This window comes from Exiguobacterium sp. OS-77, assembly GCF_000414195.2.
Lineage (GTDB): Bacteria > Bacillota > Bacilli > Exiguobacteriales > Exiguobacteriaceae > Exiguobacterium_A > Exiguobacterium_A indicum.
This window is the reverse complement of record NZ_DF239008.1, coordinates 2,440,015-2,465,967: the sequence shown is the minus strand read 5'-3', so window position 1 is coordinate 2,465,967 and position 25,953 is coordinate 2,440,015. Positions and strand designations below refer to the sequence as shown.

Here is a 25,953-nt window from a genome sequence, read left to right as displayed (position 1 = left end):
CTGACAGATGTTTCTGTCAGTGTCTGATGCTTACGAACGGGAGACATCTTCACCACGGCTGACCCAATCACTATAAGAGCCGGCGTAAAGCCGGACATCGGTTTTCCCGAGTGAATGGAGAGCGATGACATTGACACACGCTGTCACACCACTTCCACAATAGAGGATAGGGGCTTTGACCGGTAGGATGTCGGCGTACAGTTCTTTCAAATCTTCCGCGTCCCGTAAGCGACCATCTGGTGAGAGTGCTTGTTCAAAGAAACAATTCACGGCACCTGGAATGTGGCCGGCGACGTGATCGAGTGGTTCGATTTCTCCACGGTATCGATCGGGTGCACGGGAATCGATGACCATCGTTTCTGTCAGCTGATCTTTCAACTCTTCGAACGAGACAAGCATCTCATCTTGAAAACGAGGCGTGTACTGAGACGGTTCATAAGTAGGAACGTCGTCCGTGACCGGAAGATCGAACGCTAGGTAAGAGGAGAATCCGCCCTCAAGGACGACGACACGCTCATGTCCGATCCATTTAAATAACCACCAGGCACGAGCGGCATACGGAAAACCATCGTCGTACAAGACGACGAAGTCTTCTGGTGTTACACCATGCTGTTCCAGTGTGTGTTGCCACGCTTCTTTTGAAGGAAGCGGATGCCGACCACCGACCTCATCGATGGGACCGGAAAGGTCAGTCGTTAAATCCAGGTGCTGTGCACCTTCGACGTGTTGTTCCAAGAAAGCATTCCGTCCATATTCAGGTTGTTGCAAGTCATATCGGCAGTCAAACCAGCGAATCTGATCCGTTCGGACGAGCTGTTGAAGATCTGCCATTTGAATCGTAGGAAACATGCCTCATCACCTTACCCTTTCTAGTGTTAATCATATGAAAGGTATCGCTTCATCGCAAGTCTTACCCTCATTCAAAAAGGAGTCGATTTACCATGTCATGGAAAGAAACCTATCAAAAATGGGATCAGTTCGCTGATTTAGATAGCGCATTAAAAGAAGAGTTAGTCACGTTAGCAACGGATGAAAAAGCAGCCGAAGAAGCATTTTATAAAGAACTCGAATTTGGAACAGGTGGTATGCGTGGGGAAATCGGTGTCGGAACGAACCGGATGAACGTATATACGGTCCGAAAAGCATCACAAGGGTTCGCAGCATTCATTAAGGCATCGGGGGAAGAAGCGGCAGCAAAAGGAATCGTCATCGCACACGATTCACGCCATTTCTCACCAGAATTTGCGTTAGAGGCGGCACGGACGCTCGCAAGTAACGGCATCAAAGCGTATCTGTTCGACGGTCTACGTCCGACACCGGAACTTTCGTTTGCGGTTCGGTCTTTACAAGCGGCGGGCGGGATCGTCATCACGGCGAGTCACAACCCACCAGAGTACAATGGCTATAAAGTATACGGGGATGACGGTGGACAACTTCCGCCAAAAGAAGCAGATGAACTCGTTTCGTACGTCAGCCAAATCGAAGATGAGCTATCGATTGAACTGGAGCAAGAAGAAGTCCTTCGCGCGAACGGTTTGATCGTCCGTGTCGGAGAAGAGCTCGACGAGGCGTATCAAGAAAAATTACAAACGATTCGTGTCTTACCTTCGATTCAATCGGAATTAGCGAATCCACTTAAAATCGTCTTCACACCACTTCACGGAACAGGTCTTGTGCCGGTAACAGAAGGCTTGAAACGGTATGGATTCGAACAGGTAACAGTCGTCAAGGAGCAAGCAGAACCAGACGGTGCGTTCCCGACCGTGACGTCACCGAACCCGGAAGAACATGCTGCCTTTAAACTGGCGATCGAATATGGTGACCGGACAGATGCCGACATCTTGATTGCGACGGATCCCGATGCTGACCGTGTCGGAGTCGCAACACGTGATGCAGACGGAGAATGGACAGTCCTGACAGGGAATCAGACGGGAGCGTTATTGCTCGACTACATCCTTTCACAAAAAGCGGCGCAAGGAACACTGCCAGCGAACGGATTCGTCGCGAAGACGATCGTTACGTCGGAACTCGGCGCGTTGATTGCACGTCATTATGATCTCCATGTCGAGAATACATTGACAGGCTTTAAGTTCATCGGGGAAAAAATCAAACAATATAACGCATCGGGTCAATATGAGTATCTCTTCGGATACGAGGAGAGCTATGGTTACCTTATCGGTGACTTCTGCCGAGACAAGGATGCCGTCCAAGCGTGCTTGTTAGCCGCTGAGATGGCTGCGTACCATAAGAAAGAAGGACGGACGCTCTATGAGGCATTACAGGCGATTTACGAGCAGTTCGGGTACTTTGAAGAGTCACTCCGCTCTCTGACACTCAAAGGGAAGGATGGCGTGGCACAGATCGGGCGTATCATGGATACGTTCCGTGAGAATCCGCCAAAACAAGTGGCTGGAGAACAGGTCGTCTTATTCGAGGACTATGATGCGAGCATCGCCCACGATTTGAAGACACATCAACCTTCACCGATCAACCTGCCAAAATCCAACGTACTGAAGTTTACGCTTAGCGATGGATCATGGTTCTGCCTTCGTCCATCGGGTACGGAACCAAAAATCAAATTCTACTTCAGCGTCACGTCACCCGATGCTGCTGAGACGACACGGAAACGTCAGCAGATCGAAGATGAAGTCATGCAAGAAGTCGAACAAATTCAATAAGTCCTATGCAGGATCACGTCATCGACGGGATCCTGTTTTTTGTCTGAGAGCATCAAAAAGTGAAATTCGTGCAACCGGTACCATTTTGAGGTAAAGTAAACGAGATAGAGTTTATACGATAGAGGAGTTGGAAGACAGATGGAACGGATTCAACTAACAGAAGATTTATCATTCTCACGCATTATTCATGGTTTATGGCGATTGAATGAATGGGAGATGACTAAAGAAGAGCGGCTTGAATTGATTGAAGCATGCCTTGCTTTAGGAATTACGACATTTGATCACGCGGATATCTATGGTGACTACACGAATGAACGCTTATTCGGAGAAGCGCTTGCTTTAAAACCGGAGTTACGTGACCGAATGGAGATCGTTACGAAGACGGGCATCAAGATGAAAGGGAACCATTTCTCGGATCAGTCGTTATCATTCTACGATACGACGAAAGAGCATATCATCAAACAGGTGAATCGTTCTCTTCATGAACTCGGTGTCGAGTACGTGGATACGTTGTTGATTCACCGTCCAGATCCGTTGATGGACCCGAACGAGATTGCTGAAGCGTTCGTAGAGTTGAAGGACGCAGGAAAGGTACGGACATTCGGTCTCTCGAACCATACACCTGCGCAACAAAGTCTCATTCAGTCGCGCTTACCATTCATGCTCGTGACGAACCAACTCGAGTTGTCGGTTTCGGAACTGAAACATTTCGAGGATGGATCCGTTGATCTCTGTCATGAAAATGAGATGCCGTTGATGGCATGGAGTCCGCTTGCAGGCGGTCGTCTCTTCAAGGAAGAGCAATATGCACCGTTACGCGAAAAATTAGCTGAAATCGCAGAGTCGATCGGGGCAGAAGAAATCGATGAAGTCGCATATGCATGGTTGCTCAAACATCCAGCACGTATCATGCCAATCGTTGGTTCTGGTAAGATTGAACGTATCGAATCTGCTGTTCGTTCGACGAAATTGTCTTTGACACGCGAGCAATGGTTTGAGATTTTAAAGGCATCACGTGGTCGTGACGTCGATTAATTGGTTTTAAGATAGAAGCGGATCAATGCGCACGTTGTCCGTTAGCGAAATAAAGTGAGAGGATCGTTTCCGATATATCATCTGGAGGCGATCCTCTCTTTCGTTTACGAATAGAGTGTTCCTCTCATTTAAAAGTAAATAAAAAAAGCCCCATCTCAAGGGGGAGGAGAGATGGGGGATCTATGAGGTTAAGCTTCTAAGCGAAGCATCTCCTGACGATATTTATCTAAACGATCTTTACTTGCTGACATGGCAGCTTGGTCATTGGCTTGAATCGCATCGAAGAGCGTACTGAGCTCATAATCGATTTCGAGACGTAGCACTGGAATTCGCTGCTCTGCATCTTGTCTACGGAAAGCTTCAATTACTTGTTTCATCTAGGCCACGCTCCTTTGTAAGTTGTCAGATAATTCTGATTTTTATTAGTATACTTGATTATTCCCGGATTGCCTAGTGCTAAACCTAAAAAAATCTAAAAAAACACACTTGAAATCCTGACGGTTCCAAGTGTGGAAAATTCATTCTGGAATGCTGAATCGTGCCTCTAAGCGATGTTGAACACTTTGAATGAGTGTCGACATGATCCAGTAAATTGCAGCTGAGAATAGCAACAACGGCATGACGAGATACGTCGTTGCTGAAATCTGGTCAGAGACATACGTCAATTCTTCAACAGCAACAATCGTACCGAGTGATGTTGATTTGATGATATCGATGACAGAGTTCGAAAGTGGTGGAATCGCCCGAGATAGTGCTTGCGGCAAGATGACGTCCTTGAATGTCTTACGGCGCGGAATACCGAGCGAGTCAGCGGCTTCCCATTGTCCACGATCGACAGAGGAGATGGCAGCCCGGAACGATTCAGAGATATACGCAGAAAAGTGAAGCGATAAGCCGAAAGCGAGAGCTTGGAATCCAGTCAATTGAAGGACAACGAGACCATTGTATAAAATCAGGATTTGTAACAGCAATGGTGTTCCTCGGAAGAAGGAGACGTATAAACGTGCAAAACCGCTAAAGACGGCAAGACGGCTATCACGCATGACGGCAAGAATCAACCCGAGAATAAGCGCAAAGACGATGGCGAGACCACTTGCTAGAAGGGTCGTACCAATCGCCTTTGCGTAGACGTCCGAGTTATCCCGGACGATCGTTAGTAATTCACTCACTTACTGATATCCTCGTTGAAATACTTCTCACCGATTTTTGCAAGAGTGCCGTCTTCTTGCATCTCAGAGAGTGCTTTATTGAAGTCTTCTGTATACTTGCTGTTTTTTGCCATCATGAAGCCTGATTCGTTCTTGTCGAACGTCTCACCTACCGCTTTGACTTTATAGCCTGCTTTCTTCAGCTCCGTCAAAACGAAGAGACGATCGTTCATAGCAGCATCAACACGACCTGCTTCAAGATCTTTTAAGACTTGGTTCGCACCTTTGTAGTATTTCACTTTCGCGCCAGCTTCTTCAGCCGTCTTCGCGTAAAGTGAACCTTGTGTCGAACCGACTGTCTTTCCTTTTAAGTCGTCGAGTGTTTTGATGTCGTTCGTTTTATTGTTGACGATGATCGTTGAACCAGAGACCGTATACGCATCAGAGAAAGCGTATTTTTCTTGGCGCTCAGGCGTGATTCCCATTTGGTTCGCGATGACATCGATTCGTTTTGAATCGAGTGCTGGGATGAGTCCTTTGAAGTCCATCGCTTTGTAATCGACTTTATAGCCGGCACGTTTTGCGACTTCGTTCATGACGTCTACGTCATAACCTGTCAATTTTCCTTTTTCTTTATACGTGAAAGGTGGGTACGTTGCTTCTGTACCGACTGTAATGACTTTTGACTCTTTATCAGAACCTGCGTTGTCGTTCGAAGCGCCGCATGCTGCAAGCACCCCCGCTGTCGATAATGCTGCTACAGCTAATTTCAAACCGTGTTTCATAGCGCTCTCTCCTTTATAAATGAATGATTTCAATTCCTAGTTTTCGAATAGGATTAATTTTAAGCTACAAGCAGTATCATACAAAGTTACAGGAACGTCTGTCAATAAAAAAGACTGCCCTTAAAAGGACAGTCTGAAACATCGTAACTGATCGATGATGCGATTAACGGATCGTTGCTTCCGTCGCAGAGTCGAAGAAGTGTGCTTTTGTCATATCGAAGAAGAGATCAAGCTGCGATCCCATCTCGACGTGTGAGCGTGAATCAACACGTGCCGTGAACGCTTGTTGTCCGACTTTTGAGTAGAGGTAAGACTCTGCACCCATCAATTCGGATACTTCGATATGTGCTGGGAAGCGGTGTGCTGTTTTCGTGTCTTGGTAGATCAATTCCGCATGGATGTCCTCTGGACGAATTCCGAGGACGAGATCCTTGTTCGTGTAACCACGGTCGCGGAGAACTTTCATTTTTCCTTCTGGTACTTCGAACTTCTCTTCTGTTCCTGAAACGTGGAAGAGACCGTCTTCCGCTAATTTACCTGTCAAGAAGTTCATCGATGGTGAACCGATGAATCCGGCAACGAACATGTTATCTGGGTGATCATAGACTTCTTTCGGCGTACCGACTTGTTGAATGATACCCGCTTTCATGATGACGATTCGTGTCGCAAGCGTCATCGCTTCCGTCTGATCGTGCGTAACGTAAATCGTCGTCGTCTCAAGACGTTTGTGTAGCTGAATGATTTCCTTACGCATTTGTACACGCAATTTAGCATCTAAGTTCGAGAGCGGCTCATCCATCAAGAAGACTTTAGCATCACGAACGATGGCGCGACCAATCGCTACCCGTTGACGCTGACCACCAGAGAGTGCTTTTGGCTTCCGCTCGAGGTATTCTTCAAGACCGAGGATACGAGCTGCGTTATCGACGCGTTGCTTGATTTCATCTTTTGGGAACTTCCGAAGCTTTAATCCGAACGCCATGTTATCGAAGACGTTCATGTGTGGATACAGCGCGTAGTTTTGGAAGACCATCGCGATATCGCGATCTTTTGGCGCTACATCGTTCATGCGTTTGCCGTCGATGATGAAATCCCCACCTGAGATTTCTTCAAGTCCAGCAATCATCCGGAGCGTCGTTGATTTACCGCAACCTGATGGTCCGACGAAGACGATGAATTCTTTATCTTTAATGTGAAGGTTGAAGTCATCAACCGCTTTTGCATCACCTGAGTAGATTTTATCGATATGTTCAAGACGAATTTCAGCCATGTGTAGTTCCCCCTAATGTAAATGATGAAATAATAACGCTTACAAGATTTAGTATAAAAGAAGTCAGGGAGTCTGCCTATGGACAACCTGACTAAATGCAAACGTTTTCAATTAGGCATCATGCTACAAGAAGTAAGGTATAGAGGAAAGTAGCGCCTTCAAATGAGCGAACATCGATTCCAGTCTGCTCCGTCAACCGGTCGAGTCGATACTGGAGGCTATTTCGATGTAAGAATAGATGTTTTGCTGTCAGGGAGACGTTCAAATTAGCTCGACAAAAAGCAAGGATCGTCTCACGAGACTCTGGCTCGAGTAAACGGATGAACTGATCGACGAGTGTCGCGCGGTGCCGGTCATCTAGACTTGCAAGACGGATCATGGCAGGCAAGAAACGTTCGATTTGCATCGAAGGAACGAAAGCAAGCGCTGCTTGTTCGAGTTGGAACTGAACGGCGATATCACCTGCAGCACGTTGTTGACCAAGCAATACCTTACCGTCGAGTACAAAATCAGATTGTAATGCAAAAAATAAATCGGATAGTTCGGACTCGATGACAAACTCTTCGCGTTCAACGACCGTGAAGCGGTGTGTGCTAAAAGGAATAAGGATGCTCGTCTGCGAAAAGAAAGAGGAGAGCAATTGTTGAATTTCTTCACTTGTCCGTTCATCGGTTGGATTGAACAAAAAATGGACAAGTCGGAACGACTGATCTTCGAGGGCATGAGCAGATTGGATACGCTCTCGCCATAGATCGATATCAGACCGCGACGTCGTGATGATGCGTTCAGCGAATACATCAAGCAGTTGTTGTTCGCGGTCAGAGATGGCAGTCGCCTTGATTCCAAAACAGAGTCCATCTTCAAGGCGATATACGCTATACTGTTCCTGGCAATAAACATTCGGATCGGTCGTAAGCTGGTCATTGAATACAGTCATCAGTTGTCGTAACACACGGCATCACTCCTAAATCGTACATAACTATCTCGACTTTACCATAAGTCGAAAATCGGAAGGAATGATAACTTATGTCAGATACGTTTTTACTCGTATTGAAACTTGTCGGAATCATTGTCATTGGGGCCCTGATTGGCGCAGTCACGAATCATCTAGCGATTCGGATGTTATTTCGACCACTTGAACCGAAATACATCGGAAAATTTCGCGTGCCGTTTACGCCGGGTCTGATTCCTAAACGGCGAGATGAACTAGCAGCGAATCTCGGACGGACGGTCGTCAAGCATCTCTTGACGCCAGAAGGGATCGGGAAACGTCTCGCATCACCAGCTGTTCGTGGAGCTGTCACACGGCTCGTCGAACATGAAGTCATGAAATGGACACGTTCAGAAGAGACGACGGAAGCGTGGATTAGTCGATTCATCGATGAACCCAAACAACGGATTCAAGGAAAAATCAGTTATCACTTGGAGCAGGAGTTTTCACTCCTCATGGGTAAATGGCGTGAGCAGTCCGTGCGCGAGTTGATCGGGGAAGCCGGAGAACAAAAAATCGAAGAGGTCATGCCAAGACTCGTCACATCCGTATTGCACCAAGCAGAGGAATATTTTGATGGACCAGAAGGACGTCTACAACTCGAGGAAACTGTTGCTCGTTTCATCCAACAGCGTCTCGGAGGTGGGATGTTCGGGATGTTGCTCGCGAACGTCAACGTCGTTGATATGATTCAGCCGGAGCTGAAACGGGTACTTCAATCAGAGTCGACGTCTCAGTTCATCCTTGCCTTATTACGTCAGGAATGGCAAAAGGGACTAGATCGTCCACTGTCGTCTTATATGACAGAAGAGACGGAGTCACGGATTCGACAGACCGTCAAAGAACAAGTCTTGGCGCGTTTACCGATTGAATCGATGCTTGCTACACCATTACGCGTCTGGTTGAATCCCCTCGAGTCACAATTACTCGAGCAACATGTCCCTGTCGTCATCGATCATCTATTCGAACGGACGACGAATCAAATCGGGCAAATTCTACAAACGCTTGATCTCGAAACGATTGTTCGAGAAGAGGTCGGTTTGCTGGATACTGCGTATCTCGAGGAAATCGTCTTATCGATTTCCAAGCGAGAATTCCGGGCTATCACTTGGCTTGGAGGGTTGTTAGGTGGTTTAATTGGATTGATACAGGCGGGGCTTTATCTCGTCTAAACAAATTGGAGGTTTTACTCATGGCAGAAACAAACTTATATGATCACGCGTACACACTGGAGCGTGCATTACGTGAGACTTCGGAGTACACGACATTAAAAGATTTGTACACGCAAGTTAACGCGGATCCGGAATCAAACGAATTGTTTGCATCGTTCCGTAACATCCAACTCGAATTACAACAAAAGCAGATGCAAGGTGAAGAAATCACACCAGACGATATGGCGTCTGCCCAAACAAAGATGCTTGAAGTCCAAAACAACCCACTAATCAGTCAGCTGATGCAAGAAGAGCAACGGATGCACACGATGCTGACGGAAGTCACACAAATCATCATGAAGCCGTTAGAAGAACTCTACGCGCCAATGATGGAGCAACAAGACGACGTTCAATAAGTCATCAAAAAGGAAGACGCGCCATTATGGCCGTCTTCCTTTTTTGTATAGCTCAAGATGAAGTAGGGACGATCCGTGGCAAGTAAGCGCGCTCGAAATGAATCAAACGACCTGAACGTGTGACACGAGCTGCATGATGAGCGTACCCACTCTCATTGAGACGCCGAATCCCTTCTTCTCGTGCCTGTCCATCTGCTTCTGCTTCAAAAACGTCATCGAGTAACGTTTCACCACGATCTGAAAAGACTGTAATCGTATACTGCATACTTGTTCCTCCCTTGTCTGATCGGTCTTGTACTTAGTATAATGAATAGCTATTCATTTTACAAGCGCAGGTCTAAGTCTTGCCACGTCAACTGTCGCGCAGCGGGAGGAGTAGTCAGGTGACTGACCGTCATACCAATCAAGCGGATCGGTCCGTCGAAGGTGATACCATTGAACAATTTCGTTGTTTCCTCAAGTAAGCGTTCTTCGTCCGCCGTTTCTTCTGAAAATGTATGCCGTTTCGAACGTGACTGGAATGTATCGGTCTTCCACTTGATCGTGATCGTCCGGCAAACGAGTTCTTTTTTTTGAAGACTCGCAATGACGGATTTTGATTCTCGAATCAACGTCTCGAATATCGTATCGATATCCTCCGTATCTTCTTCGAAGGTCGTCTCAGAACCAATCGATTTTCGCTCGCGTTCCGGACGAACCGGACGCTCGTCGATCCCGTGTGCCATCGCATGCAGTTCCGTTCCGCGATCGCGTCCGAGCAATGCTCGTAATTGTTCGACCGGCATTGCTTGGACATCTGCGACGGTTTCAATTCCTTGTTTTCGTAACGCTTGTTCCGTGACTTTTCCGACGCCGTGTAAATCTCCAATTTTTAATGGAGACAAGAAACTGAGGACGTCCTCTGGAGGAACTACCGTCATCCCGTTCGGTTTCTCGTATCCGGATGCGACCTTCGCGACGAGCTTAGAGTTCGAAACACCAGCAGAGGCCGTCAGACCTGTCCGTTCTTTAATTTGCTGAAGAACATATTGCGCGATATAGGTCGCACTTTTTTGATCAAAATAATTTTCCGTGACGTCAAGATACGCTTCATCAAGCGAGAGAGGCTCGACGAGCGGTGTCACTTCTCGAAAAAGCGCCATGATTTGCGCACTGACAGCTCGGTAGACGTCAAAGCGGGGACGAATGAAGACCGCACGGGGGCAGAGCTGGAAGGCACGTCTTGACGGCATCGCGCTATGGATACCGTATTTCCGTGCTTCATAGGAACAGGTCGCTACGACACCACGTGCATGAGGCGGTCCACCGACGACGACGGGAACACCTTTTAATCGAGGACGATCGCGTTGCTCGACGGAAGCGTAAAAGGCGTCCATATCAATATGAATGATTTTTCGTTCCATCGTACAAGCGTCTCCTTTCAGTAGATATGATACAATTAGTATAACGAACTTATGTTCTGATATCTATTTTTTTGGTCGACTGTTCTTTGGCATCCGAACAAGAGCGCCTAACCATCCACGCCAGCGCATCCAGTAGAAGATGCCACCAGTCGAGAGAAAAATTAGACCAAGGGATAGGGCGTAACCGTATTTCCATTCTAATTCCGGCATGATTTTAAAGTTCATCCCCCAAATCGCACCGAGAGCCATCGTTGGTGTCGCGACGGCAGTAAAGATTGTTAATGCCTTCATGATTTCGTTTCCACGGAAGTTCGAGACGGTCGTCGATAAGTCGAGCAGGACCTCAATGTCTTTTTGATAATGTTCAATGAGCATCAACAGACGGCGGACACGTTTCGTAGCTAGTTTCAACGAGAGATCCTCGAGATACGCGTCCTCGTCGAGAAATGATTCTTCACCAGCCATGACGAGCTCTTGAAACGGAACGATTAAATCGGACCAGTTCTCGATCGTGTCGCGTAAAGCGAAGATGCTATCGAGCGAATCTTCATTGATGCTGCCACGTAGTTCATCTTGTCTTGAGAATAGTTCCGTCTCAAACTGATCGATACCGGCAAAATACGTGTTCAGCTGTAAAGCAAGAATCGTATAAAAGGCTGCGAATGGATGCGCGGGAGAATAGGGAGCGACCAGGGACACGATTGAATCCGACAATCCAATCGTGATCAGTTTTTCTTTCGTTACATAAAAGCAAATCGAGCGGCGGTCACTTTTGTCGACAGGATTTTGCCAGGTGACGACAGCGCCATAGAGAACCCCTTTTTCCGAGCGGGTGAAGTTCATGTCTTTCGATCGCAGCTGCGTCACCCAGTCCATTTCGGATTGATCGACGGCAGCCGTCGGAAAGGTTTGTTCATAGTCAGCTAAATCGAGATAGCGAGACCAATTAAATTGAGGTTCCAGTTCCATGTTCATGACTCCCATATAGTAGAATGAAATAGTATATGCCTTAAGTGTAGTCAATGGAATATAAAAAAGACACCTATTTTACAGATAAAGGACGTGTTTCAAGTATGAAAGGAATTGGTAAATTAGCAGTTGGAGAAACGCTCGATCAACGAGCGATGATCAAGCAAGCGGTCAAAGGAATTGCAGCGAATGGGAAACCATACTTGACGCTCATCTTGACGGATAAGACAGGCGAAATCGAGACGAAGATGTGGGATACGAGTGATCTTGAAAAATATGCGCCGAAATCAATCGTCCATGCTGCTGGAGAAGTCATGGACTATCGAGGGCGGACACAACTCAAGCTCAAACAAATCACGGTTCTAGAGGAGACGAATGTCGAGGACTATGTCCAATCCGCACCGATTCCGCGAGAGCAAATCGAGACGGAAGTCCTCGCGTTCGTAGAATCGATTCAGAACAGTGATATGAAAAAGCTCGTTAAACATTTGATTACTTCGCGATTCGACGCTTACTTCACGCATCCGGCAGCGGTCAAGAACCATCATGCTTTTTACTCGGGGCTGTCATACCACGTCCTTTCGATGTTGCGTCTAGCGGATCAAATCGCTCAACTCTATCCGACCTTAAACCGTGACGTGCTAATCAGTGGCATCATTCTGCACGATTATGCGAAAATCAAGGAGTTATCCGATCCGGTTGCACCGGAATATACGTTGCCTGGTAAACTCGTCGGTCATATTACGATGATGGTAGCGGAACTTGAAAAAGTCGGAGCAGAATTACAAATTGACGCAGAAGTACTGACGGTCTTGCAACATCTCGTCTTAAGTCATCACGGACGACCGGAATGGGGTTCTGCTGTCGCACCACAGATGCGCGAGGCAGAAGTTTTGTTCTTGATCGATAACCTTGATGCACGGATGACGATGATGGATCGTCTCCTTGAATATGTCGAGCCAGGACAGTTCTCGGAACGATCATTCGCACTAGATAATCGTGCTTTTTACCGTCCGAAGCTATAAGGGGGAGAAAAGATGAAGACGAAGTTGTTTGATACGGTTCAACTCGGAACGTTGACATTCCGAAATCGGGTCATCATGGCGCCGATGTGTATGTACAGTGCAAAAGAAGATGGACTCGTTACGGATTGGCATGTCACGCACTATGCAACCCGTGCGATGGGTGGTGTCGGTGGCGTCATCTTAGAAGCGAGTGCTGTTACGCCAGACGGTCGCATTTCAGCCGGTGATCTTGGAATTTGGTCAGATGTTCATATCGAAGGCTTACAACGGATCGCAGAGCAAGTCAAAGCAGCGGGTGCAAAAGCAGGCATTCAACTGGCCCATGCCGGGCGCAAAAGTACGACGGCAGAACCACCCGTTGCACCGAGTGCTTTACCGTTTGATGATACGTATACACATCCACGAGCATTAACGCTTGAGGAAATCGCGACGATCAAACAACAGTTCATCGATGCAGCACTGCGTGCGGAACGAGCAGGGTATGATTTCATTGAAATTCATGGGGCTCATGGTTACTTACTGAACACGTTCCTCTCTCCGTTATCAAACGTTCGTGAGGACCAATACGGTGGATCGGTTGAAAATCGGATGCGCTTGTTGCTAGAGATCATTGATGGCATTCAAGCCGTTTCCAAGCTCTCGATCTGGGTCCGGATTTCAGCAGCCGATCACGCAACAGGGGGAATGACGGCGACGGATTATATTCCACTCGCGAAAGAACTAGCTGCACGTCACATCGATCTACTCGATTGCAGTTCAGGGGCTGTCGTCGCTAATGCCGTACCGGAAGTGTATCCAGGCTATCAAGTGAGCTATGCAGAAGAGTTGAAACGAGAGACGGGTATTGCAACAGGCGCGGTTGGATTGATTACGACAGCTGCCCATGCAGAAGAAATCGTCCGTAACGGTCGAGCAGATATCGTCCTGCTCGCACGTGAACTACTTCGCCAACCTTATTGGGTCTATCATGCGGCAGCCGAACTAGGAGATACGGTAGCCTTGCCGAAACAATACGAACGGGCACCAATCCGGACGGTTCGTTAACTATCGCTCATATGAATGAAAAACGACACGAAAAAAGGAAGCCTTCGCGGCTTCCTTTTTTGATTACTGCTGTTGTTGTTGCATCATTTGTTGTTGCATTTGTTGTTGTTCTTGTTTATCTAAATCAAAAGCATCCTTGAAGTCTTTGTTTTCGATTTTAACATCGTATTCTTTCATGAGTGAACGGTAGATATCGTTCGGGTTGACTTGTGCTGCTTTTTCTTCAGCAAGTGCTTTTTTGATGCGTGCTTTTTCTTTATCAAGCGTAAAGTCTTTCTTTTCTTTACGATCGACTACTTTGATGATGTGGTAACCGAATTGTGTTTTAATTGGATCGGAGATTTTACCTTCAACGCCATCCTTGAACGCATAATCTTCGAATTCCTTGACCATTTTACCTTTTGTGAAGTATCCAAGGTCTCCACCTTTTGCACCGCTACCTGTATCTGTTGATTTCTCTTTTGCCAGTTTCGCGAAGTCCGCGCCGTCATCCAATTGTTTTTTGATGTCTTTTGCTTCTGACTCTTTCGCAACGAGGATATGGCTTGCTTTGACTTCGACTTTTTCTTGGTCAAAACGCTCTTGGATTTCTTTATCTGTTACTTTTGATTTCGCAGATTTTGCTTCCGTTAAGAGCATTTGTGTGCGAAGAACTGTCTCGAATTCTTTTTCGTTCTTGATTCCAGCAGATTTCAATGTTGTATTGAACTGCTCTTTATCCGGGAACTGGTCTTTTGTCTTCTTGACTTCTGCTTCGACTTCTTTATCCGTGACTTCTTTGCCGTATTTCTTCTCAAGCAATTTGTTCATTGTTTGCTGGAAAGCGATTTGAGCACCAGCTTTTTCGTATGCTTCTTCTTGGACGTCAGCCTTGTTGACTTCGCCACCTTTGTAATTGATGACGGCTTCGTCATTTGATCCACATGCTGCTAACGTAAATACACTTGCGACTGCTGCTGCGCCTAACAATTTCTTTTTCATACATACACCCCTAATTTACCATTTATTTCAACCGTTTTATCATATCATATTCTCGTCTGGTTGACAGCTGTATCTTGTCATGCCAAGAGATACTTGCTCTTTTCCATGCTATCACATCCAAGTAGTCGGTTGAGGATAATTTTTATGGGAAATTGTGAGGGAAATAACGCTCTTGAGACATAGTAGTAATGTCCTTGTCATGAGGAAAAAAGACCTAAAAAAAGCATTCTAGCTAGAGGCTAAAACGCTTTTGGTAAGGTTATGCTTTTTTGATTGAGTCCATGACTGGATCTTGAGGGCGACGATCTGCTTCTTCTGTGATCATCTTTGATGTCTCAGCGAATATGTCCATGAAGCTGTCGCCATACAAGCGACGTACGATCGCAGAAATGTCCGTTAATTCCGGGAACTTCCCGTACAATTCCTGAAGAGGAAGTGATGCACGGAAGACACCGTTTTCTTCAGGGCGGAACGCTTGAATCGTCTCAAGCAAGAGTGATTCGCCCTCTGGTGTCAACTGGACGTAGGTATTTCGTTTATCTGTTTCCTTTTTCGAGAACGTCAACAATCCGCGGTCTTCTAACTTCTTCGAGAAGTTGAATGCCGTCGAGACGTGCATGACACCATATTTCGCGATCTCTGAAATCGAGGCACCGCCTAGCGCGTGCGAAATCCACAAGATATGATGTTCATTGATGTTCAGATCAAAGGGCTTGATCCAATTTTGCCAATCTTTTTCTACCGTTTTCCATAGTGCTTTGCTTAACTGGACAATCTTGTGGCTATACAACAAAGCCTCTTGTCCAGGATATAACTTTTCGTGTTCCATATCTGACTCATCCTTTCGAAAGGTGACAATGGCTCAAACGCGCAAAATGCAAACTATACAAAAACAAATCGAAGCAACGGATCTTACTTTTGTGGAGAAAGCTGGTCTGCTTCCTGTTTCGCTTCATCAGCGAGAGACTGGATCTTCGTGAGCGATGCTTGGACTTCCGTTTGGTATTCCGAGACGCTCTGCATGACTTCTTCTTTGAAGTGCATACCAGACGCTTTTGCTGTCTCTACTAAGTTCTTGCCCTCCTGGGTCAAATCCTGCACATTCGTTACGATTGTAGAATAAGAATTTCGACGTTGATGACCGTTCGAAGAGTCGCTTTTCGTACCTTGGCGAAGCGCCTTCAGACCGTAAAAAGTCACAAGTGTTAGCGTAGCACCAAAAGCGACCCAGTTACGGGCGGGACGCTTCGACATATTGAACCTCCTTTTTAATATTAAAATATTTGTTTCATATTATTTTACCGAAAATCGAATGAAAGAAACCTATTTCGGCAATATTTTTCTAAGAATAGAAGAAAAAGAACAGACTTAGATGCGAGAAGCGATCGAGTTAGCGAGTTCAGCTAATTCCTCTGCCGTGTAATCGTCATTATGAACTTCCCATTTTGCACCGAAACCGTCTTGTTTATCGTGACGCGGAATGAGGTGCAGGTGGAAGTGAGAGACCGATTGACCCGCTACTTTTCCTGTATTCGATAAGAGATTCATGCCAGCTGCCTCTGTCTCTTGTTGAAGCGCACGACTGATTTGCGGGATCGTCGCAAATACGTCTTGTGCTTGTTCAGGAGAGAGATCATACAAATTATCGGCATGTTGTTTTGGGATGACGAGCGTATGTCCTTTCGTCACTTGTGACAGGTCAAGGAAAGCGAGAACTTGTTCGTTCTCGAATACGATATGACCAGGGACTTCTTTGCGAGCAATTTTACAGAAGATACATGACTCTTTTTGCATGGAACGTTCACTCCCTTGGGTAAGATAATATTAGTATACGGAAAGTTTCCGACTTCCGCACGATTGACAGTCAAATTGAACCCGATACACTTAGAAACATACAGCTACTGAAGGAAGGAGCGAATTGCATGGCATCACGAGTAGCCTCGACGGCACAAAAAAAACGAAAACGGCGCCTGCTCGTCGGTAGCGTCATTATCGTCGGTCTTTTCTTATTCGTTGCCTTTTGGTTTGGACGTAACATGCAAGAAGCGGCGAGAATGGAGAAAACAGACGAGCGTCTTGCTACCTTGTTAAAGGAAAAGGATCAGCGTGGATTCCAACAACTCGTCACGATGAATGGTAAGTCACTACCGATGAGTGAAGCGACGCGACTCGTTAATTGGTTGACGGCTGACTCAGAACGGACGGACCGGGTCATCGCACAAGTCAAACAGGATCAAGGCGCAGGGAAGCAAGTGAAGACACATCTGTTTTCGCTTCAAGAAGAAGATGGATGGCTTTGGTATGACCGGTACTCTCTCGATGTGAATCCTCAGCGGTTAACCGTTTCAAGTGATTTACCGGGAACGAAGATTTCATTAGATGGAGAAGAAGTCGGGACGATTGATCAGAAATCCCTTGAACTCAAGCGATCTCCTGGAGAGTACGATGTTCAAGCAAGTGCGGAACAATCCGGACAGACCGTCCAGGAATCAAAGACTGTACAACTCGGAGATGAACCGAACGCGACAGTCGACTTTAAATTGGCTGATCGATTCAATACGACCGTTTCGAACGAATATGCAGTCGATATCAAAACGTTACTTGAGACGGAAGTGAAAGCCCGGACTGGAAAAAGTATCGATACGATGACTGGCTATCTCGGACGTTCGCGTGACTCGTTCGAGAATACGTTCGGCACGCCTGATTCGACCGTTGCCAATCGAGCACGATACGATGGATATGAAGTGACCTATCAATCGGGGCAGGTGGAAGAATTGCTAATCCGATTAAATAAGACTCCAGATGAGTTAGAAGCCATCGCTGGAAAACCAGAACGAAAGAAGCGCGAGCAAGTCGGTACCGTTTGGGAATATCCGTCTAGTTTTCTCGAAGGTGTGTTCGAATGGTTGAACTTACGAGCAGAAAAACGAGTCGTCGAGCGAGAGGACGGTATGTGGTTACAATTAAAAGACTAAAAAAATCCTCGGACTAGAACGTCCGAGGATTTTTGGTTATCGTTTATTCACCGCACGGAGAATGAACGATACGATAAGGATAAGAATGATAGCTCCGAGTAAAGCAGGAACGATTGCGAATCCGGCAACCATTGGACCCCAGTTTCCGAATAATGCTTGACCGATCAATGCACCAACAAAACCAGCGATGATGTTACCAATGATACCGCCTGGAACATCCTTACCTAAAATCAAGCTTGCTAGCCAACCAATAATACCACCGACGATTAACGCCCATAAGAATCCCATTTAAAACACTCCTTTTCAATTTAAGATCTATGATTACTTACGTACTGCCCGGAGAATAAGTGAGACGATGAAGATCAAGATGACTGCTCCGAGAATAGCCGGAATGACTGCGAAACCAGCAATTTTTGGTCCCATTGAACCAAAGATGGCTTGACCGATCATCGAACCGATGAAACCAGCGATAATGTTACCGATGATGCCACCCGGTACGTCTTTCCCGATAATTAAACTTGCGATCCAACCGATGAGACCACCAATGATGAGTGCCCATAAGAAACCCATTTCTAAACATCTCCTCTACATATTAGTTTTACCTGTTTTCAGGCAGTTATAAACACGTGCGAAAATGAAAAAATCTGAAATCGTTCATTCTTTAGTTCATTCTTTAAATGACTAGACGATTAGACCACTTGATAGAGAATGAATAGACGATTCATTGATTTCACTTTCAATTTACATGTAAATCGTTTTCATATATTGATGTAACGATTACACTTAGAGTAATTGCCGAAAAAACAAGTATTAAAACATTATATTTTAAAAAACTAGGCGTTACGCTAGAAAAACGAAGCGAGTCTACTTTACGATGAGCCTAAAGGGAGTGGCAGATATGTTATTAGACATTAAAGATTTGTCAGGAGGATACGGATCAAAAACCGTTCTGCATGACATCAATATCGAAGTCGACCGAGGTGAACTCGTCGGTCTAATTGGGTTGAACGGTGCCGGAAAATCAACGACGATCAAGCATATCCTTGGTCTTTTACCGGTCAAGACGGGATCGGTTCGAATCAATGGATTGGATTTAACGACGAACGAAACCGAGTATCGTCGCCAAGTGGCGTATATTCCGGAGCAGCCGATGTTATATGAACAACTGACGTTACGGGAGCACCTTCGTCTGATGGCGCAAGGATATGACGTCGAAGAAGCAATCGCGACAGAACGCGCGCAACATTATGCTGAACGACTTCGAATGACGAAGCAACTCGAATGGTTTCCAAGTGTCTTCTCAAAAGGGATGAAGCAAAAAGCGATGATTTTATGTGCACTCGTCACAGGCAGTGAACTGTTGATCGTCGATGAACCGTTCGTTGGACTTGATCCACTGGCAATCCGAGAGTTACTTCAGATTTTTAGTGAACTGAAGCAGGACGGTAAGGGGATCTTAATGTCGACGCATATTCTTGAGACAGCCGAGCGTCACTGTAACCGATTCGTGCTCTTACATGAGGGGCACATTGCAGCAGAGGGAACGACAGCTGCTTTACGCGCACGATATGGACTGCAAGATGGAACGCTGGATGATCTGTACGTTGCCGCGATCGAGGAGGCGGAACGATGAACAGCCAGTCCTTATGGAAGGAACGCTACCAGGCGGCGATGACGGAAACGGTGAAATATACAAGGTACATGGCGAATGGCGGACTGTTATTTACCGTTTACTTCGTTATTTTGTACGGTTTAGTCGTCTACGGACGTTTCCTCGACCAACTCGATCCATCGTTTCCAGGTCGATTCGTCATGGCAGCCTTGTTTCTGATTTTACCGCTCTATCGGACGAGTCGGACGTTTCTCGTTGAGGCGGACCAAGTGTTTCTATTACCGGTGTTAGCGAAGTTATCAAGTTTCATGCAACAAGTACGAGCGTACAATGCGGTCTTTGGTATCATCCGTGCCGTGATTCCGTTTTTAGCTGTCGTTGTTCTCTATGTTCGAACGGAACAGACGACACCACTTGAACTTGTTTTACTTGGGGTAGCGCTTGCTTTGTTCGGAGCTGCTGCGAATTTATCAAAGCTTGAAGGCATTGCACATCGGACGGTGTTACTGTATGCGTTCGGAGCGGCGCTACTCGTCATCATCGATATGGCGTGGATGACAATCGTCGTCGCACTTCTCTTAATGGTCGTACTCCATTTAAAGCGTCAGGACCATCTTCCTCTACGCGAATGGATTGCGCTCGAACAGGAATCGCGTGATCGTTTTTATCGATTAGCGAACTGGTTCGTCGATGTGCCGCATTTATCGGCAACATATAAACGCCGTCGTCTCTTGAGTAACATGGTCGAGCGGATTCCATATCGAGCGCAAACGACATTCGATTACTTGTATGTCAAACAGTTCATCCGGAGTGGAGACGGGATCGGATTGATTGTTCGTTTGACGCTGATCGGGGCTGTGTTCATGTGGTTAGCGAGTGGCAACGAGTTGTTCGTTGCGCTTGCAATCCCTGCGTTTGCAGGATTGACAAGCTTTCAACTAGCACCGTTCACGAAGGCAGTGGACCAACATCTATTGACTCGTCTATTACCGTTTGGAAATGCTGTACAGGCGAAACGAAAAATCATCCGCTTCGCAGCAATCAGTCAATGCATCGTCTTGACGCTACTTGGATTCTTTTTAAGCGGATCCATCTATGTCGTTGGTGGGGCAGCCTTGGCGCTTGTGATTGGTGAATACTACGCTCGAAAATAATAAACAAGAAAGAGCCTACGCGATGAATCCATCGTGTAGGCTCTTGTTCTTTTTATTAATTGACGCGTTCGTTTGAGAGATCTTCTTCTTCGACCATACGCAATTCTTTGCTGACAGGAGCAGGGAGATCGTAAGAAGATTGACCATGTTCCGCAACGTCCAGTCCGCGGAGTTCATCTTCGCGTGTGATCCGAAGACCAATCGTAAGGTCGAGAACTTTTAAGAATGCATAACTCAAGACACTGACGATGACGACGGCAAAGACGACACCAAGTGCTTGAACACCGAGTTGCGTAAAACCGCCACCATAGAAGAGACCAGCTTGTCCGATCCCTGTGATTTCAACGAGTCGTGGTGAAGCGAAGAATCCAGTTGCGAGTGTACCCCAGATACCAGCGACGCCATGAACGGAGAAGGCACATAATGGATCATCGACACGGCTTGCGAGAAGAATGCTCGTTCCATATGTGATCACACCAGCGAGGAAACCGATGACGACAGCTGCCCACGGTTCGACGAAGGCACAGGCTGCTGTGATGGCAACGAGTGCAGCTAAGACACCGTTGATGATCGAAGGGATATCTGCGACACGACGGTGCCAGAATGAGATGGCAAGAGCACCGAGGGCACCTGCTGCAGTCGCAAGTAACGTCGTCAAGGCAACGTAACTAAAGAATCCATCGGCAATCGTTAGTGTCGAACCAGCATTGAAGCCGAACCAACATAACCAGAGGATGAAGGCACCAACGACAGAATAGATGACGTTGTGTCCGAGTAACGGTGTTTTTTCAGCACCGATTCGTTTCTTGAGCAGTAAAGCAGCAACGAGTGCAGCAATCCCACCTTGTAAGTGAACGACCGTTGATCCAGCGAAGTCTTGCATCCCGAGCGAACCAAGGAATCCACCTGCCCAAACGGAACGTGCAATGATCGGATAGATGATAGCAACGAAAAACGTTCCGAACAACAGGTAGACGGATAATTTAGCACGTTCTGCGAATCCGCCCCAAGCGATCGCGAGGGAGACAGCGACGAATGAGAGTTGGAAGAGGAACTTCACATCAATCGTGATGTTCGACCAATCAAGACTGCTGAATCCTCCTTGTAAAAAGAATCCTTCCGTTCCGATGATAGAATTGCCATCACCAAACGTCAATCCGAATCCGATGGCCCAAAAGGCGAGAGCGGCAACCGAGAAGCTGATGATTTGTTTGACGGCGACGTGCCCCGCGTTCTTCGCCCGTAACATCCCTGTTTCTAGAAGTAAGAATCCGATTTGCATCGTAAAGACGAGCAGTGCTGCGAATAAGACATAAAACGTATCGACTGAGATAGCGAGTTGTTCCAGTTTCATTGTCGTTCCTCCTTTATCCATTTAAAGTATGTGTTTACTTTAGACGGAAATACTTTCAAAGAAACGTGTTGTGTCAGAAAATCTGACATGGTATTTTTGTGGAAAGGAGTGACGAAGATGAACTACCGTGAAAAAAAGGTGATGTCGATCGGAATCGTCTGTGAATTGACCGGCTTGTCAGAACGTCAGATTCGTTACTATGAGGAACGGAAGTTGATCTTTCCAGAACGGACAAATGGAAAAACACGAAAATATTCGTTTACGGATGTCGAGCGACTCGTCGAAGTCGCGGAAAAAATCGAGGATGGCTGGCGTACGCACGAAATTCGAGAAAAAGAACGTAAGGTAACGGAACAGCAACGTTCAGACTTGATCCGCGGTCAGTTAAACGCTGCGTTCGGTCTTTACAAGAAACAGTGAACATTTCATGAACTGGTAACAGAACTGTCATTTTGTAAACGATTTATTGGCACAGACTTCTTAATTTCAGATATAATGTTTCTGTGTTCACAAACTTATCGTACGTTTTTTTGGGGCGTTAGAACGAGTATAAAGGGGTAGTTATGATGAAGAAATTCAATGATACGTTTTTGCGGGCGATCCGTGGCGAGCAGATTGATCACGTTCCCGTCTGGTACATGCGACAAGCAGGTCGTTATCAAGCGGAATATCGTGAAATCAAGAAGACGCGGACGCTTTTCGAGATCACACATGACTCGGAACTAGGCGCATATGTGACAGAACTACCTGTAAAACAATTAGGGGTCGATGCAGCGATTCTGTATAAAGACATCATGACGCCACTTCCATCGATGGGCGTTGACGTCGAAATCAAGAGTGGTATCGGTCCAGTCATCGCGAACCCGATTCGCACGATGGCAGATGTCGAAGCATTACAACCATTCAACCGCGAAGATATTCCATATATCTATGAAACGATTCGTTTGTTACGAGAACGACTCGAAGTACCGTTGATTGGTTTTTCCGGGGCACCATTCACGCTTGCGAGCTATATGATTGAAGGTGGTCCTTCGAAGGGATACCATAAAACGAAAGCATTGATGTATGGACAACCTGAGGTATGGCATGCCTTAATGGAGAAACTAGGTGACATGGTCATCGATTACATCAAGTCACAAGTGGATGCAGGAATTCAAGCGTTCCAAATCTTTGATTCATGGGTCGGAACGACAAGTCGGAAAGATTATGTCCGTTACATCAAGCCAACGATGGAACGCATTTTCACGGAATTAAAAGATACAGGCGTGCCGATGATCATGTTCGGTGTAGGAGCGAGTCACTTGGCAGAAGAATGGCACAGTTTACCGTTAGACGTCGTCGGACTTGATTGGCGTTTGTCGATTGACGAAGCACGTGAGCGTGGATTGACGAAACCTGTCCAAGGAAACCTCGACCCGTCTTATCTGCTAGCACCGTGGGATATCCTTGAAGCAAAAACGAAGGAAATTCTCGACCTGGGAATGAAGCAACCAGGATTTATCTTTAACCTCGGTCACGGCATCTTCCCGGAAGTCGATCCAGAAGTATTGAAACGTTTGACTGCATTTATCCATGATTATTCGAAAGAAAAAATGGAGGTAGGAAAATGAAGACGTTAGGACTACTTGTTATGGCGTACGGTACGCCATATAAACCAGAAGATATCGAGCGTTATTATACGCACATCCGTCGCGGGCGCAAACCGTCTCCAGAAGCATTGGCAGAGTTGACGGAACGTTACGAAGCCATCGGTGGTGTCTCACCACTCGCACAAGTCACGATTGATCAGGCTGAAGAGCTACACCGTCAACTGTCTGAGAAATATGTTGGTGAAATCGAGTTCAAACTCTATCTTGGTCTGAAACACATCGAGCCATTCGTTGAGGATGCTGTCGAGCAAATGGCAAAAGACGGCATTACGGAAGCGGTCACGGTCGTTTTAGCACCACACTATTCAACGTTCAGTATCCGTTCATATAACGGTCGTGCGAAGGAAGTCGCGGACCAACATGGTATTCGTCTCGCATCCGTCGAATCGTGGTACAAAGAAGAAGCGTTTCTCGATTGGTGGGGGAAAGAAATCCGCAAGACGTTCGACGCTTTACCAGTACCTGAAGAGAAAGCCGTTCTCGTCGTTTCAGCACACAGTCTACCTGAGAAAATCATTGCAAACGGTGATCCATACCCAGAGCAATTGAAGGAAACAGCCGAATTGATCGCGCAACGTGCTGGTGTACCGCATATGATCACAGGCTGGCAATCGGCTGGACAAACGCCAGAACCATGGCTTGGACCAGATGTTCAGGATTTGACACGTGACGTCTACGAAGAAAAAGGATATGAAGCATTCGTCTACGTACCCGTTGGTTTCGTTGCCGATCACCTAGAAGTATTGTTCGATAATGATTACGAGTGTAAAGTCGTCTGCGACGAACTCGGAATTCACTATGCGCGACCTGTCATGCCAAACGCGGATCCAGCTTTCATGAAAGCTGTCACGGAAGCCGTCGCGAAACAGGTGGGTAGTTATGTCCAGTAAACGTCTCGTCATCGTGGGCGGTGGTATATCAGGACTTGCAGCCGCCTATTATGCAGAGAAGCAGTTTCCAGAGATGAACATCACGTTACTCGAGGCAGAGGGTCGTCTCGGTGGTAAGGTGGCGACATATCGGGACGAAGGATTGACGATCGAGCGGGGACCGGATTCATACGTCGCACGGAAACACGTGTTGACGGATCTCATTGAAGAGATCGGATTAGGGGATCAACTCGTTCGAAATAACACGTCGCAAGCGTATATCTTGGATGCGCGCGGTCTCCACCCGATTCCAAAAGGTGCCGTCATGGGCATCCCGACCGATTTAGAGTTATTCGCAGAGACGTCTCTACTGACGGAAGAAGAAAAAGCAGAGGTGACAGAACGCTTGCTTCACCCTGCTCCTGATTTGACGATTCCGGAAACAGACATCCCATTAGGGGAATACCTGCGTCCGCGTCTTGGAGATGCGCTCGTCGAGAAGTTGATCGAACCGCTTCTTTCAGGCATCTATGCGGGTGATATCGATCGGATGAGTACGTTCGCGACCTATCCGCAATTCGTTGCGAATGAGCAAAAGGCGGGAAGCTTGTTCGAAGGGATGCGCCTCATGCGTCCGCTTGATCAACAACAAGGCCCGACGCTCAAAGCGACAGGTCAATTCCTATCACTTGCTACTGGACTCGAGTCTCTCGTCGAGCGTTTAGAAGAGGTGCTCGAACGGACAGAGATTCGTCTAGAGACACCACTTCGCTCCATCGAACGGGAAGAAGACGGGCGGTATCGTCTCGAAACGGATCATGGTCCAGAATATGCTGATGATATTTTGTTGACGATTCCGCATCGCCAAGTCGTGTCCCTGTTACCAGATGCGACGCTTCCAGGGCTTGCGAACCTTTCAACACACTCGACGGCGACGGTCACGTTGATTTTCGATAAGGAAACAGCGTTACCGATTGATGGAACGGGATTCATCGTCAACCGTCGGGCGCCGTATTCAATTACAGCATGCACGGCGATTGATCAAAAGTGGAATCATGCAGCACCGAATCATACCGTGCTCCGTGCCTTCATCGGACGCCCCGGAAAAGATGCACTCGTTCGTGAATCTGACGAAATGATTGAACGCGTCGTCTTAGAAGATCTTGAAAACATCTGTGGTCGTCCCTTGCAACCGGAACGTGTCGTCATCAGTCGTCTCTTAGACGGCTTACCGGCCTATACGGTAGGACATGCACAGCGGATTCAAGAAGTGCGAGAAATCGTCGCTTTTCATTATCCGCACATTCATTTAGCCGGACTCGCCTATGATGGTGTTGGATTGCCAGACTGTGTAGCAGGTGTCAAAGCGACGCTTGAACAAATGGCGTTACAACAACCGGAACCATGTAAAGAATCATGACACACCTAAACCTTTTTGAAGCTA

29 protein-coding genes are annotated in these 25,953 nt (G+C 46.8%); 13 read left to right on the top strand and 16 right to left on the bottom strand.

Annotation, left to right across the window (positions count from 1 at the left end):
- Nucleotides 1-30 precede the first annotated feature (30 nt).
- Nucleotides 31-849: a sulfurtransferase gene (locus tag EXG77_RS12650; RefSeq protein ID WP_035398489.1), complete on the bottom strand. Its 819-nt coding sequence runs from the start codon at nt 847-849 to the stop codon at nt 31-33.
- A 92-nt stretch (nt 850-941) separates the two neighbouring features.
- Between EXG77_RS12650 and EXG77_RS12645 the strand changes: the two genes are divergently transcribed.
- On the top strand, nt 942-2,678 hold the full coding sequence (locus EXG77_RS12645; protein WP_035398488.1) for a phospho-sugar mutase: 1,737 nt from the start codon (nt 942-944) through the stop codon (nt 2,676-2,678).
- A 138-nt stretch (nt 2,679-2,816) separates the two neighbouring features.
- Complete coding sequence (locus EXG77_RS12640; protein ID WP_035398485.1) at nt 2,817-3,713, top strand: aldo/keto reductase family oxidoreductase; 897 nt, start codon at nt 2,817-2,819, stop codon at nt 3,711-3,713.
- Between the two features lie 188 nt (nt 3,714-3,901).
- Here the strand turns inward: EXG77_RS12640 and EXG77_RS12635 are convergent, their stop codons facing one another.
- From EXG77_RS12635 to EXG77_RS12615, 5 genes are all read right to left on the bottom strand, one after another.
- On the bottom strand, nt 3,902-4,090 hold the full coding sequence (locus tag EXG77_RS12635; protein WP_023467331.1) for a hypothetical protein: 189 nt from the start codon (nt 4,088-4,090) through the stop codon (nt 3,902-3,904).
- A gap of 141 nt (nt 4,091-4,231) precedes the next feature.
- Entirely contained in the window at nt 4,232-4,882 is a 651-nt protein-coding gene (locus EXG77_RS12630) for an amino acid ABC transporter permease (RefSeq protein ID WP_023467332.1), read from the bottom strand.
- Nucleotides 4,879-5,646, bottom strand: coding sequence for a transporter substrate-binding domain-containing protein (locus tag EXG77_RS12625; RefSeq protein WP_023467333.1), 768 nt, complete (start codon nt 5,644-5,646; stop codon nt 4,879-4,881). The genes EXG77_RS12630 and EXG77_RS12625 overlap by 4 nt, the downstream gene beginning before the upstream one ends.
- Nucleotides 5,647-5,809: 163 nt before the next feature.
- Nucleotides 5,810-6,916 carry an ABC transporter ATP-binding protein gene (locus EXG77_RS12620; protein ID WP_023467334.1) on the bottom strand — a complete coding sequence of 369 codons (1,107 nt, stop codon included), beginning with the start codon at nt 6,914-6,916 and terminating at the stop codon, nt 5,810-5,812.
- 118 nt (nt 6,917-7,034) lie between these two features.
- Nucleotides 7,035-7,868, bottom strand: a complete 834-nt coding sequence (locus EXG77_RS12615; RefSeq protein WP_023467335.1) for a CdaR family transcriptional regulator — start codon at nt 7,866-7,868, stop codon at nt 7,035-7,037.
- A 74-nt stretch (nt 7,869-7,942) separates the two neighbouring features.
- On the opposite strand from EXG77_RS12615, the gene EXG77_RS12610 reads away from it, so the two are divergent.
- Together EXG77_RS12610 and EXG77_RS12605 are read left to right on the top strand one after the other, a co-directional pair.
- A complete protein-coding gene (locus EXG77_RS12610) occupies nt 7,943-9,079 on the top strand; it encodes a DUF445 domain-containing protein (RefSeq protein WP_035398483.1) in 1,137 nt (378 codons plus the stop codon).
- A 20-nt stretch (nt 9,080-9,099) separates the two neighbouring features.
- Nucleotides 9,100-9,474, top strand: a complete 375-nt coding sequence (locus EXG77_RS12605) for a YlbF family regulator (RefSeq protein WP_023467337.1) — start codon at nt 9,100-9,102, stop codon at nt 9,472-9,474.
- A 52-nt stretch (nt 9,475-9,526) separates the two neighbouring features.
- Here the strand turns inward: EXG77_RS12605 and EXG77_RS12600 are convergent, their stop codons facing one another.
- The 3 genes from EXG77_RS12600 to EXG77_RS12590 form a co-directional block, all read right to left on the bottom strand.
- The gene (locus tag EXG77_RS12600) at nt 9,527-9,739 is read right to left on the bottom strand and encodes a YhzD family protein (protein WP_023467338.1); all 213 of its coding nucleotides are present in this window, start codon (nt 9,737-9,739) and stop codon (nt 9,527-9,529) included.
- A 58-nt stretch (nt 9,740-9,797) separates the two neighbouring features.
- The gene (gene dinB / locus EXG77_RS12595) at nt 9,798-10,877 is read right to left on the bottom strand and encodes a DNA polymerase IV (protein WP_023467339.1); all 1,080 of its coding nucleotides are present in this window, start codon (nt 10,875-10,877) and stop codon (nt 9,798-9,800) included.
- Between the two features lie 63 nt (nt 10,878-10,940).
- Nucleotides 10,941-11,846: a magnesium transporter CorA family protein gene (locus EXG77_RS12590; protein WP_023467340.1), complete on the bottom strand. Its 906-nt coding sequence runs from the start codon at nt 11,844-11,846 to the stop codon at nt 10,941-10,943.
- Nucleotides 11,847-11,950: 104 nt separating this feature from the next.
- On the opposite strand from EXG77_RS12590, the gene EXG77_RS12585 reads away from it, so the two are divergent.
- Together EXG77_RS12585 and namA are read left to right on the top strand one after the other, a co-directional pair.
- Complete coding sequence (locus EXG77_RS12585; RefSeq protein WP_029340932.1) at nt 11,951-12,871, top strand: HD domain-containing protein; 921 nt, start codon at nt 11,951-11,953, stop codon at nt 12,869-12,871.
- 12 nt (nt 12,872-12,883) lie between these two features.
- Nucleotides 12,884-13,915, top strand: a complete 1,032-nt coding sequence (gene namA, locus EXG77_RS12580; protein ID WP_023467342.1) for an NADPH dehydrogenase NamA — start codon at nt 12,884-12,886, stop codon at nt 13,913-13,915.
- 63 nt (nt 13,916-13,978) lie between these two features.
- Here the strand turns inward: namA and EXG77_RS12575 are convergent, their stop codons facing one another.
- From EXG77_RS12575 to EXG77_RS12560, 4 genes are all read right to left on the bottom strand, one after another.
- Nucleotides 13,979-14,896 (bottom strand): peptidylprolyl isomerase, encoded by a 918-nt coding sequence (locus EXG77_RS12575; RefSeq protein WP_023467343.1) that lies wholly within the window; start codon nt 14,894-14,896, stop codon nt 13,979-13,981.
- A 259-nt stretch (nt 14,897-15,155) separates the two neighbouring features.
- Entirely contained in the window at nt 15,156-15,725 is a 570-nt protein-coding gene (locus tag EXG77_RS12570) for an HTH-type transcriptional regulator Hpr (RefSeq protein WP_023467344.1), read from the bottom strand.
- Between the two features lie 83 nt (nt 15,726-15,808).
- Nucleotides 15,809-16,150 (bottom strand): hypothetical protein, encoded by a 342-nt coding sequence (locus EXG77_RS12565; RefSeq protein ID WP_023467345.1) that lies wholly within the window; start codon nt 16,148-16,150, stop codon nt 15,809-15,811.
- Nucleotides 16,151-16,264: 114 nt separating this feature from the next.
- Complete coding sequence (locus EXG77_RS12560; RefSeq protein ID WP_023467346.1) at nt 16,265-16,690, bottom strand: HIT family protein; 426 nt, start codon at nt 16,688-16,690, stop codon at nt 16,265-16,267.
- A 128-nt stretch (nt 16,691-16,818) separates the two neighbouring features.
- Here EXG77_RS12560 and EXG77_RS12555 point away from each other — a divergent pair, with 128 nt between their 5' ends.
- Complete coding sequence (locus EXG77_RS12555) at nt 16,819-17,871, top strand: hypothetical protein (RefSeq protein WP_023467347.1); 1,053 nt, start codon at nt 16,819-16,821, stop codon at nt 17,869-17,871.
- Between the two features lie 36 nt (nt 17,872-17,907).
- Here EXG77_RS12555 and EXG77_RS12550 read toward each other — a convergent pair whose 3' ends face one another.
- A complete protein-coding gene (locus EXG77_RS12550; RefSeq protein ID WP_023467348.1) occupies nt 17,908-18,159 on the bottom strand; it encodes a GlsB/YeaQ/YmgE family stress response membrane protein in 252 nt (83 codons plus the stop codon).
- A gap of 33 nt (nt 18,160-18,192) precedes the next feature.
- The gene (locus EXG77_RS12545) at nt 18,193-18,441 is read right to left on the bottom strand and encodes a GlsB/YeaQ/YmgE family stress response membrane protein (RefSeq protein ID WP_023467349.1); all 249 of its coding nucleotides are present in this window, start codon (nt 18,439-18,441) and stop codon (nt 18,193-18,195) included.
- A gap of 328 nt (nt 18,442-18,769) precedes the next feature.
- Here EXG77_RS12545 and EXG77_RS12540 point away from each other — a divergent pair, with 328 nt between their 5' ends.
- Nucleotides 18,770-19,504: an ABC transporter ATP-binding protein gene (locus tag EXG77_RS12540; RefSeq protein WP_023467350.1), complete on the top strand. Its 735-nt coding sequence runs from the start codon at nt 18,770-18,772 to the stop codon at nt 19,502-19,504.
- Complete coding sequence (locus EXG77_RS12535; RefSeq protein ID WP_035398479.1) at nt 19,501-20,637, top strand: ABC transporter permease; 1,137 nt, start codon at nt 19,501-19,503, stop codon at nt 20,635-20,637. Before EXG77_RS12540 ends, EXG77_RS12535 begins: the two co-directional genes overlap by 4 nt.
- Before the next feature lie 55 nt (nt 20,638-20,692).
- On the opposite strand, the gene EXG77_RS12530 is transcribed toward EXG77_RS12535, so the two are convergent.
- Nucleotides 20,693-21,991, bottom strand: coding sequence for an ammonium transporter (locus tag EXG77_RS12530; RefSeq protein WP_023467352.1), 1,299 nt, complete (start codon nt 21,989-21,991; stop codon nt 20,693-20,695).
- Nucleotides 21,992-22,108: 117 nt separating this feature from the next.
- On the opposite strand from EXG77_RS12530, the gene EXG77_RS12525 reads away from it, so the two are divergent.
- From EXG77_RS12525 to hemG, 4 genes are all read left to right on the top strand, one after another.
- Nucleotides 22,109-22,411, top strand: a complete 303-nt coding sequence (locus tag EXG77_RS12525; protein WP_023467353.1) for a MerR family transcriptional regulator — start codon at nt 22,109-22,111, stop codon at nt 22,409-22,411.
- 143 nt (nt 22,412-22,554) lie between these two features.
- Nucleotides 22,555-23,601, top strand: coding sequence for a uroporphyrinogen decarboxylase (gene hemE / locus EXG77_RS12520; protein ID WP_035398477.1), 1,047 nt, complete (start codon nt 22,555-22,557; stop codon nt 23,599-23,601).
- Nucleotides 23,598-24,530 carry a ferrochelatase gene (gene hemH / locus EXG77_RS12515; protein ID WP_035398474.1) on the top strand — a complete coding sequence of 311 codons (933 nt, stop codon included), beginning with the start codon at nt 23,598-23,600 and terminating at the stop codon, nt 24,528-24,530. Before hemE ends, hemH begins: the two co-directional genes overlap by 4 nt.
- Nucleotides 24,520-25,929 carry a protoporphyrinogen oxidase gene (gene hemG / locus EXG77_RS12510; protein ID WP_035398472.1) on the top strand — a complete coding sequence of 470 codons (1,410 nt, stop codon included), beginning with the start codon at nt 24,520-24,522 and terminating at the stop codon, nt 25,927-25,929. The genes hemH and hemG overlap by 11 nt, the downstream gene beginning before the upstream one ends.
- The last annotated feature ends 24 nt before the right edge of the window (nt 25,930-25,953 follow it).

What these genes read in the sequence shown, in the direction of transcription:
- EXG77_RS12585 (WP_029340932.1), top strand. Translation starts at nt 11,951, where the DNA reads ATGAAAGGAATTGGTAAATTAGCAGTTGGAGAAACGCTCGATCAACGA.
- EXG77_RS12530 (WP_023467352.1), bottom strand. Translation starts at nt 21,991, where the DNA reads ATGAAACTGGAACAACTCGCTATCTCAGTCGATACGTTTTATGTCTTA.
- EXG77_RS12555 (WP_023467347.1), top strand. Translation starts at nt 16,819, where the DNA reads ATGGCATCACGAGTAGCCTCGACGGCACAAAAAAAACGAAAACGGCGC.
- hemG (WP_035398472.1), top strand. Translation starts at nt 24,520, where the DNA reads ATGTCCAGTAAACGTCTCGTCATCGTGGGCGGTGGTATATCAGGACTT.
- EXG77_RS12605 (WP_023467337.1), top strand. Translation starts at nt 9,100, where the DNA reads ATGGCAGAAACAAACTTATATGATCACGCGTACACACTGGAGCGTGCA.
- hemH (WP_035398474.1), top strand. Translation starts at nt 23,598, where the DNA reads ATGAAGACGTTAGGACTACTTGTTATGGCGTACGGTACGCCATATAAA.
- dinB (WP_023467339.1), bottom strand. Translation starts at nt 10,877, where the DNA reads ATGGAACGAAAAATCATTCATATTGATATGGACGCCTTTTACGCTTCC.
- EXG77_RS12650 (WP_035398489.1), bottom strand. Translation starts at nt 849, where the DNA reads ATGTTTCCTACGATTCAAATGGCAGATCTTCAACAGCTCGTCCGAACG.
- EXG77_RS12600 (WP_023467338.1), bottom strand. Translation starts at nt 9,739, where the DNA reads ATGCAGTATACGATTACAGTCTTTTCAGATCGTGGTGAAACGTTACTC.
- EXG77_RS12645 (WP_035398488.1), top strand. Translation starts at nt 942, where the DNA reads ATGTCATGGAAAGAAACCTATCAAAAATGGGATCAGTTCGCTGATTTA.
- EXG77_RS12635 (WP_023467331.1), bottom strand. Translation starts at nt 4,090, where the DNA reads ATGAAACAAGTAATTGAAGCTTTCCGTAGACAAGATGCAGAGCAGCGA.
- EXG77_RS12575 (WP_023467343.1), bottom strand. Translation starts at nt 14,896, where the DNA reads ATGAAAAAGAAATTGTTAGGCGCAGCAGCAGTCGCAAGTGTATTTACG.
- namA (WP_023467342.1), top strand. Translation starts at nt 12,884, where the DNA reads ATGAAGACGAAGTTGTTTGATACGGTTCAACTCGGAACGTTGACATTC.
- EXG77_RS12550 (WP_023467348.1), bottom strand. Translation starts at nt 18,159, where the DNA reads ATGGGATTCTTATGGGCGTTAATCGTCGGTGGTATTATTGGTTGGCTA.
- EXG77_RS12565 (WP_023467345.1), bottom strand. Translation starts at nt 16,150, where the DNA reads ATGTCGAAGCGTCCCGCCCGTAACTGGGTCGCTTTTGGTGCTACGCTA.
- EXG77_RS12545 (WP_023467349.1), bottom strand. Translation starts at nt 18,441, where the DNA reads ATGGGTTTCTTATGGGCACTCATCATTGGTGGTCTCATCGGTTGGATC.
- EXG77_RS12590 (WP_023467340.1), bottom strand. Translation starts at nt 11,846, where the DNA reads ATGGAACTGGAACCTCAATTTAATTGGTCTCGCTATCTCGATTTAGCT.
- EXG77_RS12640 (WP_035398485.1), top strand. Translation starts at nt 2,817, where the DNA reads ATGGAACGGATTCAACTAACAGAAGATTTATCATTCTCACGCATTATT.
- EXG77_RS12610 (WP_035398483.1), top strand. Translation starts at nt 7,943, where the DNA reads ATGTCAGATACGTTTTTACTCGTATTGAAACTTGTCGGAATCATTGTC.
- EXG77_RS12535 (WP_035398479.1), top strand. Translation starts at nt 19,501, where the DNA reads ATGAACAGCCAGTCCTTATGGAAGGAACGCTACCAGGCGGCGATGACG.
- EXG77_RS12540 (WP_023467350.1), top strand. Translation starts at nt 18,770, where the DNA reads ATGTTATTAGACATTAAAGATTTGTCAGGAGGATACGGATCAAAAACC.
- EXG77_RS12625 (WP_023467333.1), bottom strand. Translation starts at nt 5,646, where the DNA reads ATGAAACACGGTTTGAAATTAGCTGTAGCAGCATTATCGACAGCGGGG.
- EXG77_RS12560 (WP_023467346.1), bottom strand. Translation starts at nt 16,690, where the DNA reads ATGCAAAAAGAGTCATGTATCTTCTGTAAAATTGCTCGCAAAGAAGTC.
- EXG77_RS12620 (WP_023467334.1), bottom strand. Translation starts at nt 6,916, where the DNA reads ATGGCTGAAATTCGTCTTGAACATATCGATAAAATCTACTCAGGTGAT.
- EXG77_RS12525 (WP_023467353.1), top strand. Translation starts at nt 22,109, where the DNA reads ATGAACTACCGTGAAAAAAAGGTGATGTCGATCGGAATCGTCTGTGAA.
- EXG77_RS12570 (WP_023467344.1), bottom strand. Translation starts at nt 15,725, where the DNA reads ATGGAACACGAAAAGTTATATCCTGGACAAGAGGCTTTGTTGTATAGC.
- hemE (WP_035398477.1), top strand. Translation starts at nt 22,555, where the DNA reads ATGATGAAGAAATTCAATGATACGTTTTTGCGGGCGATCCGTGGCGAG.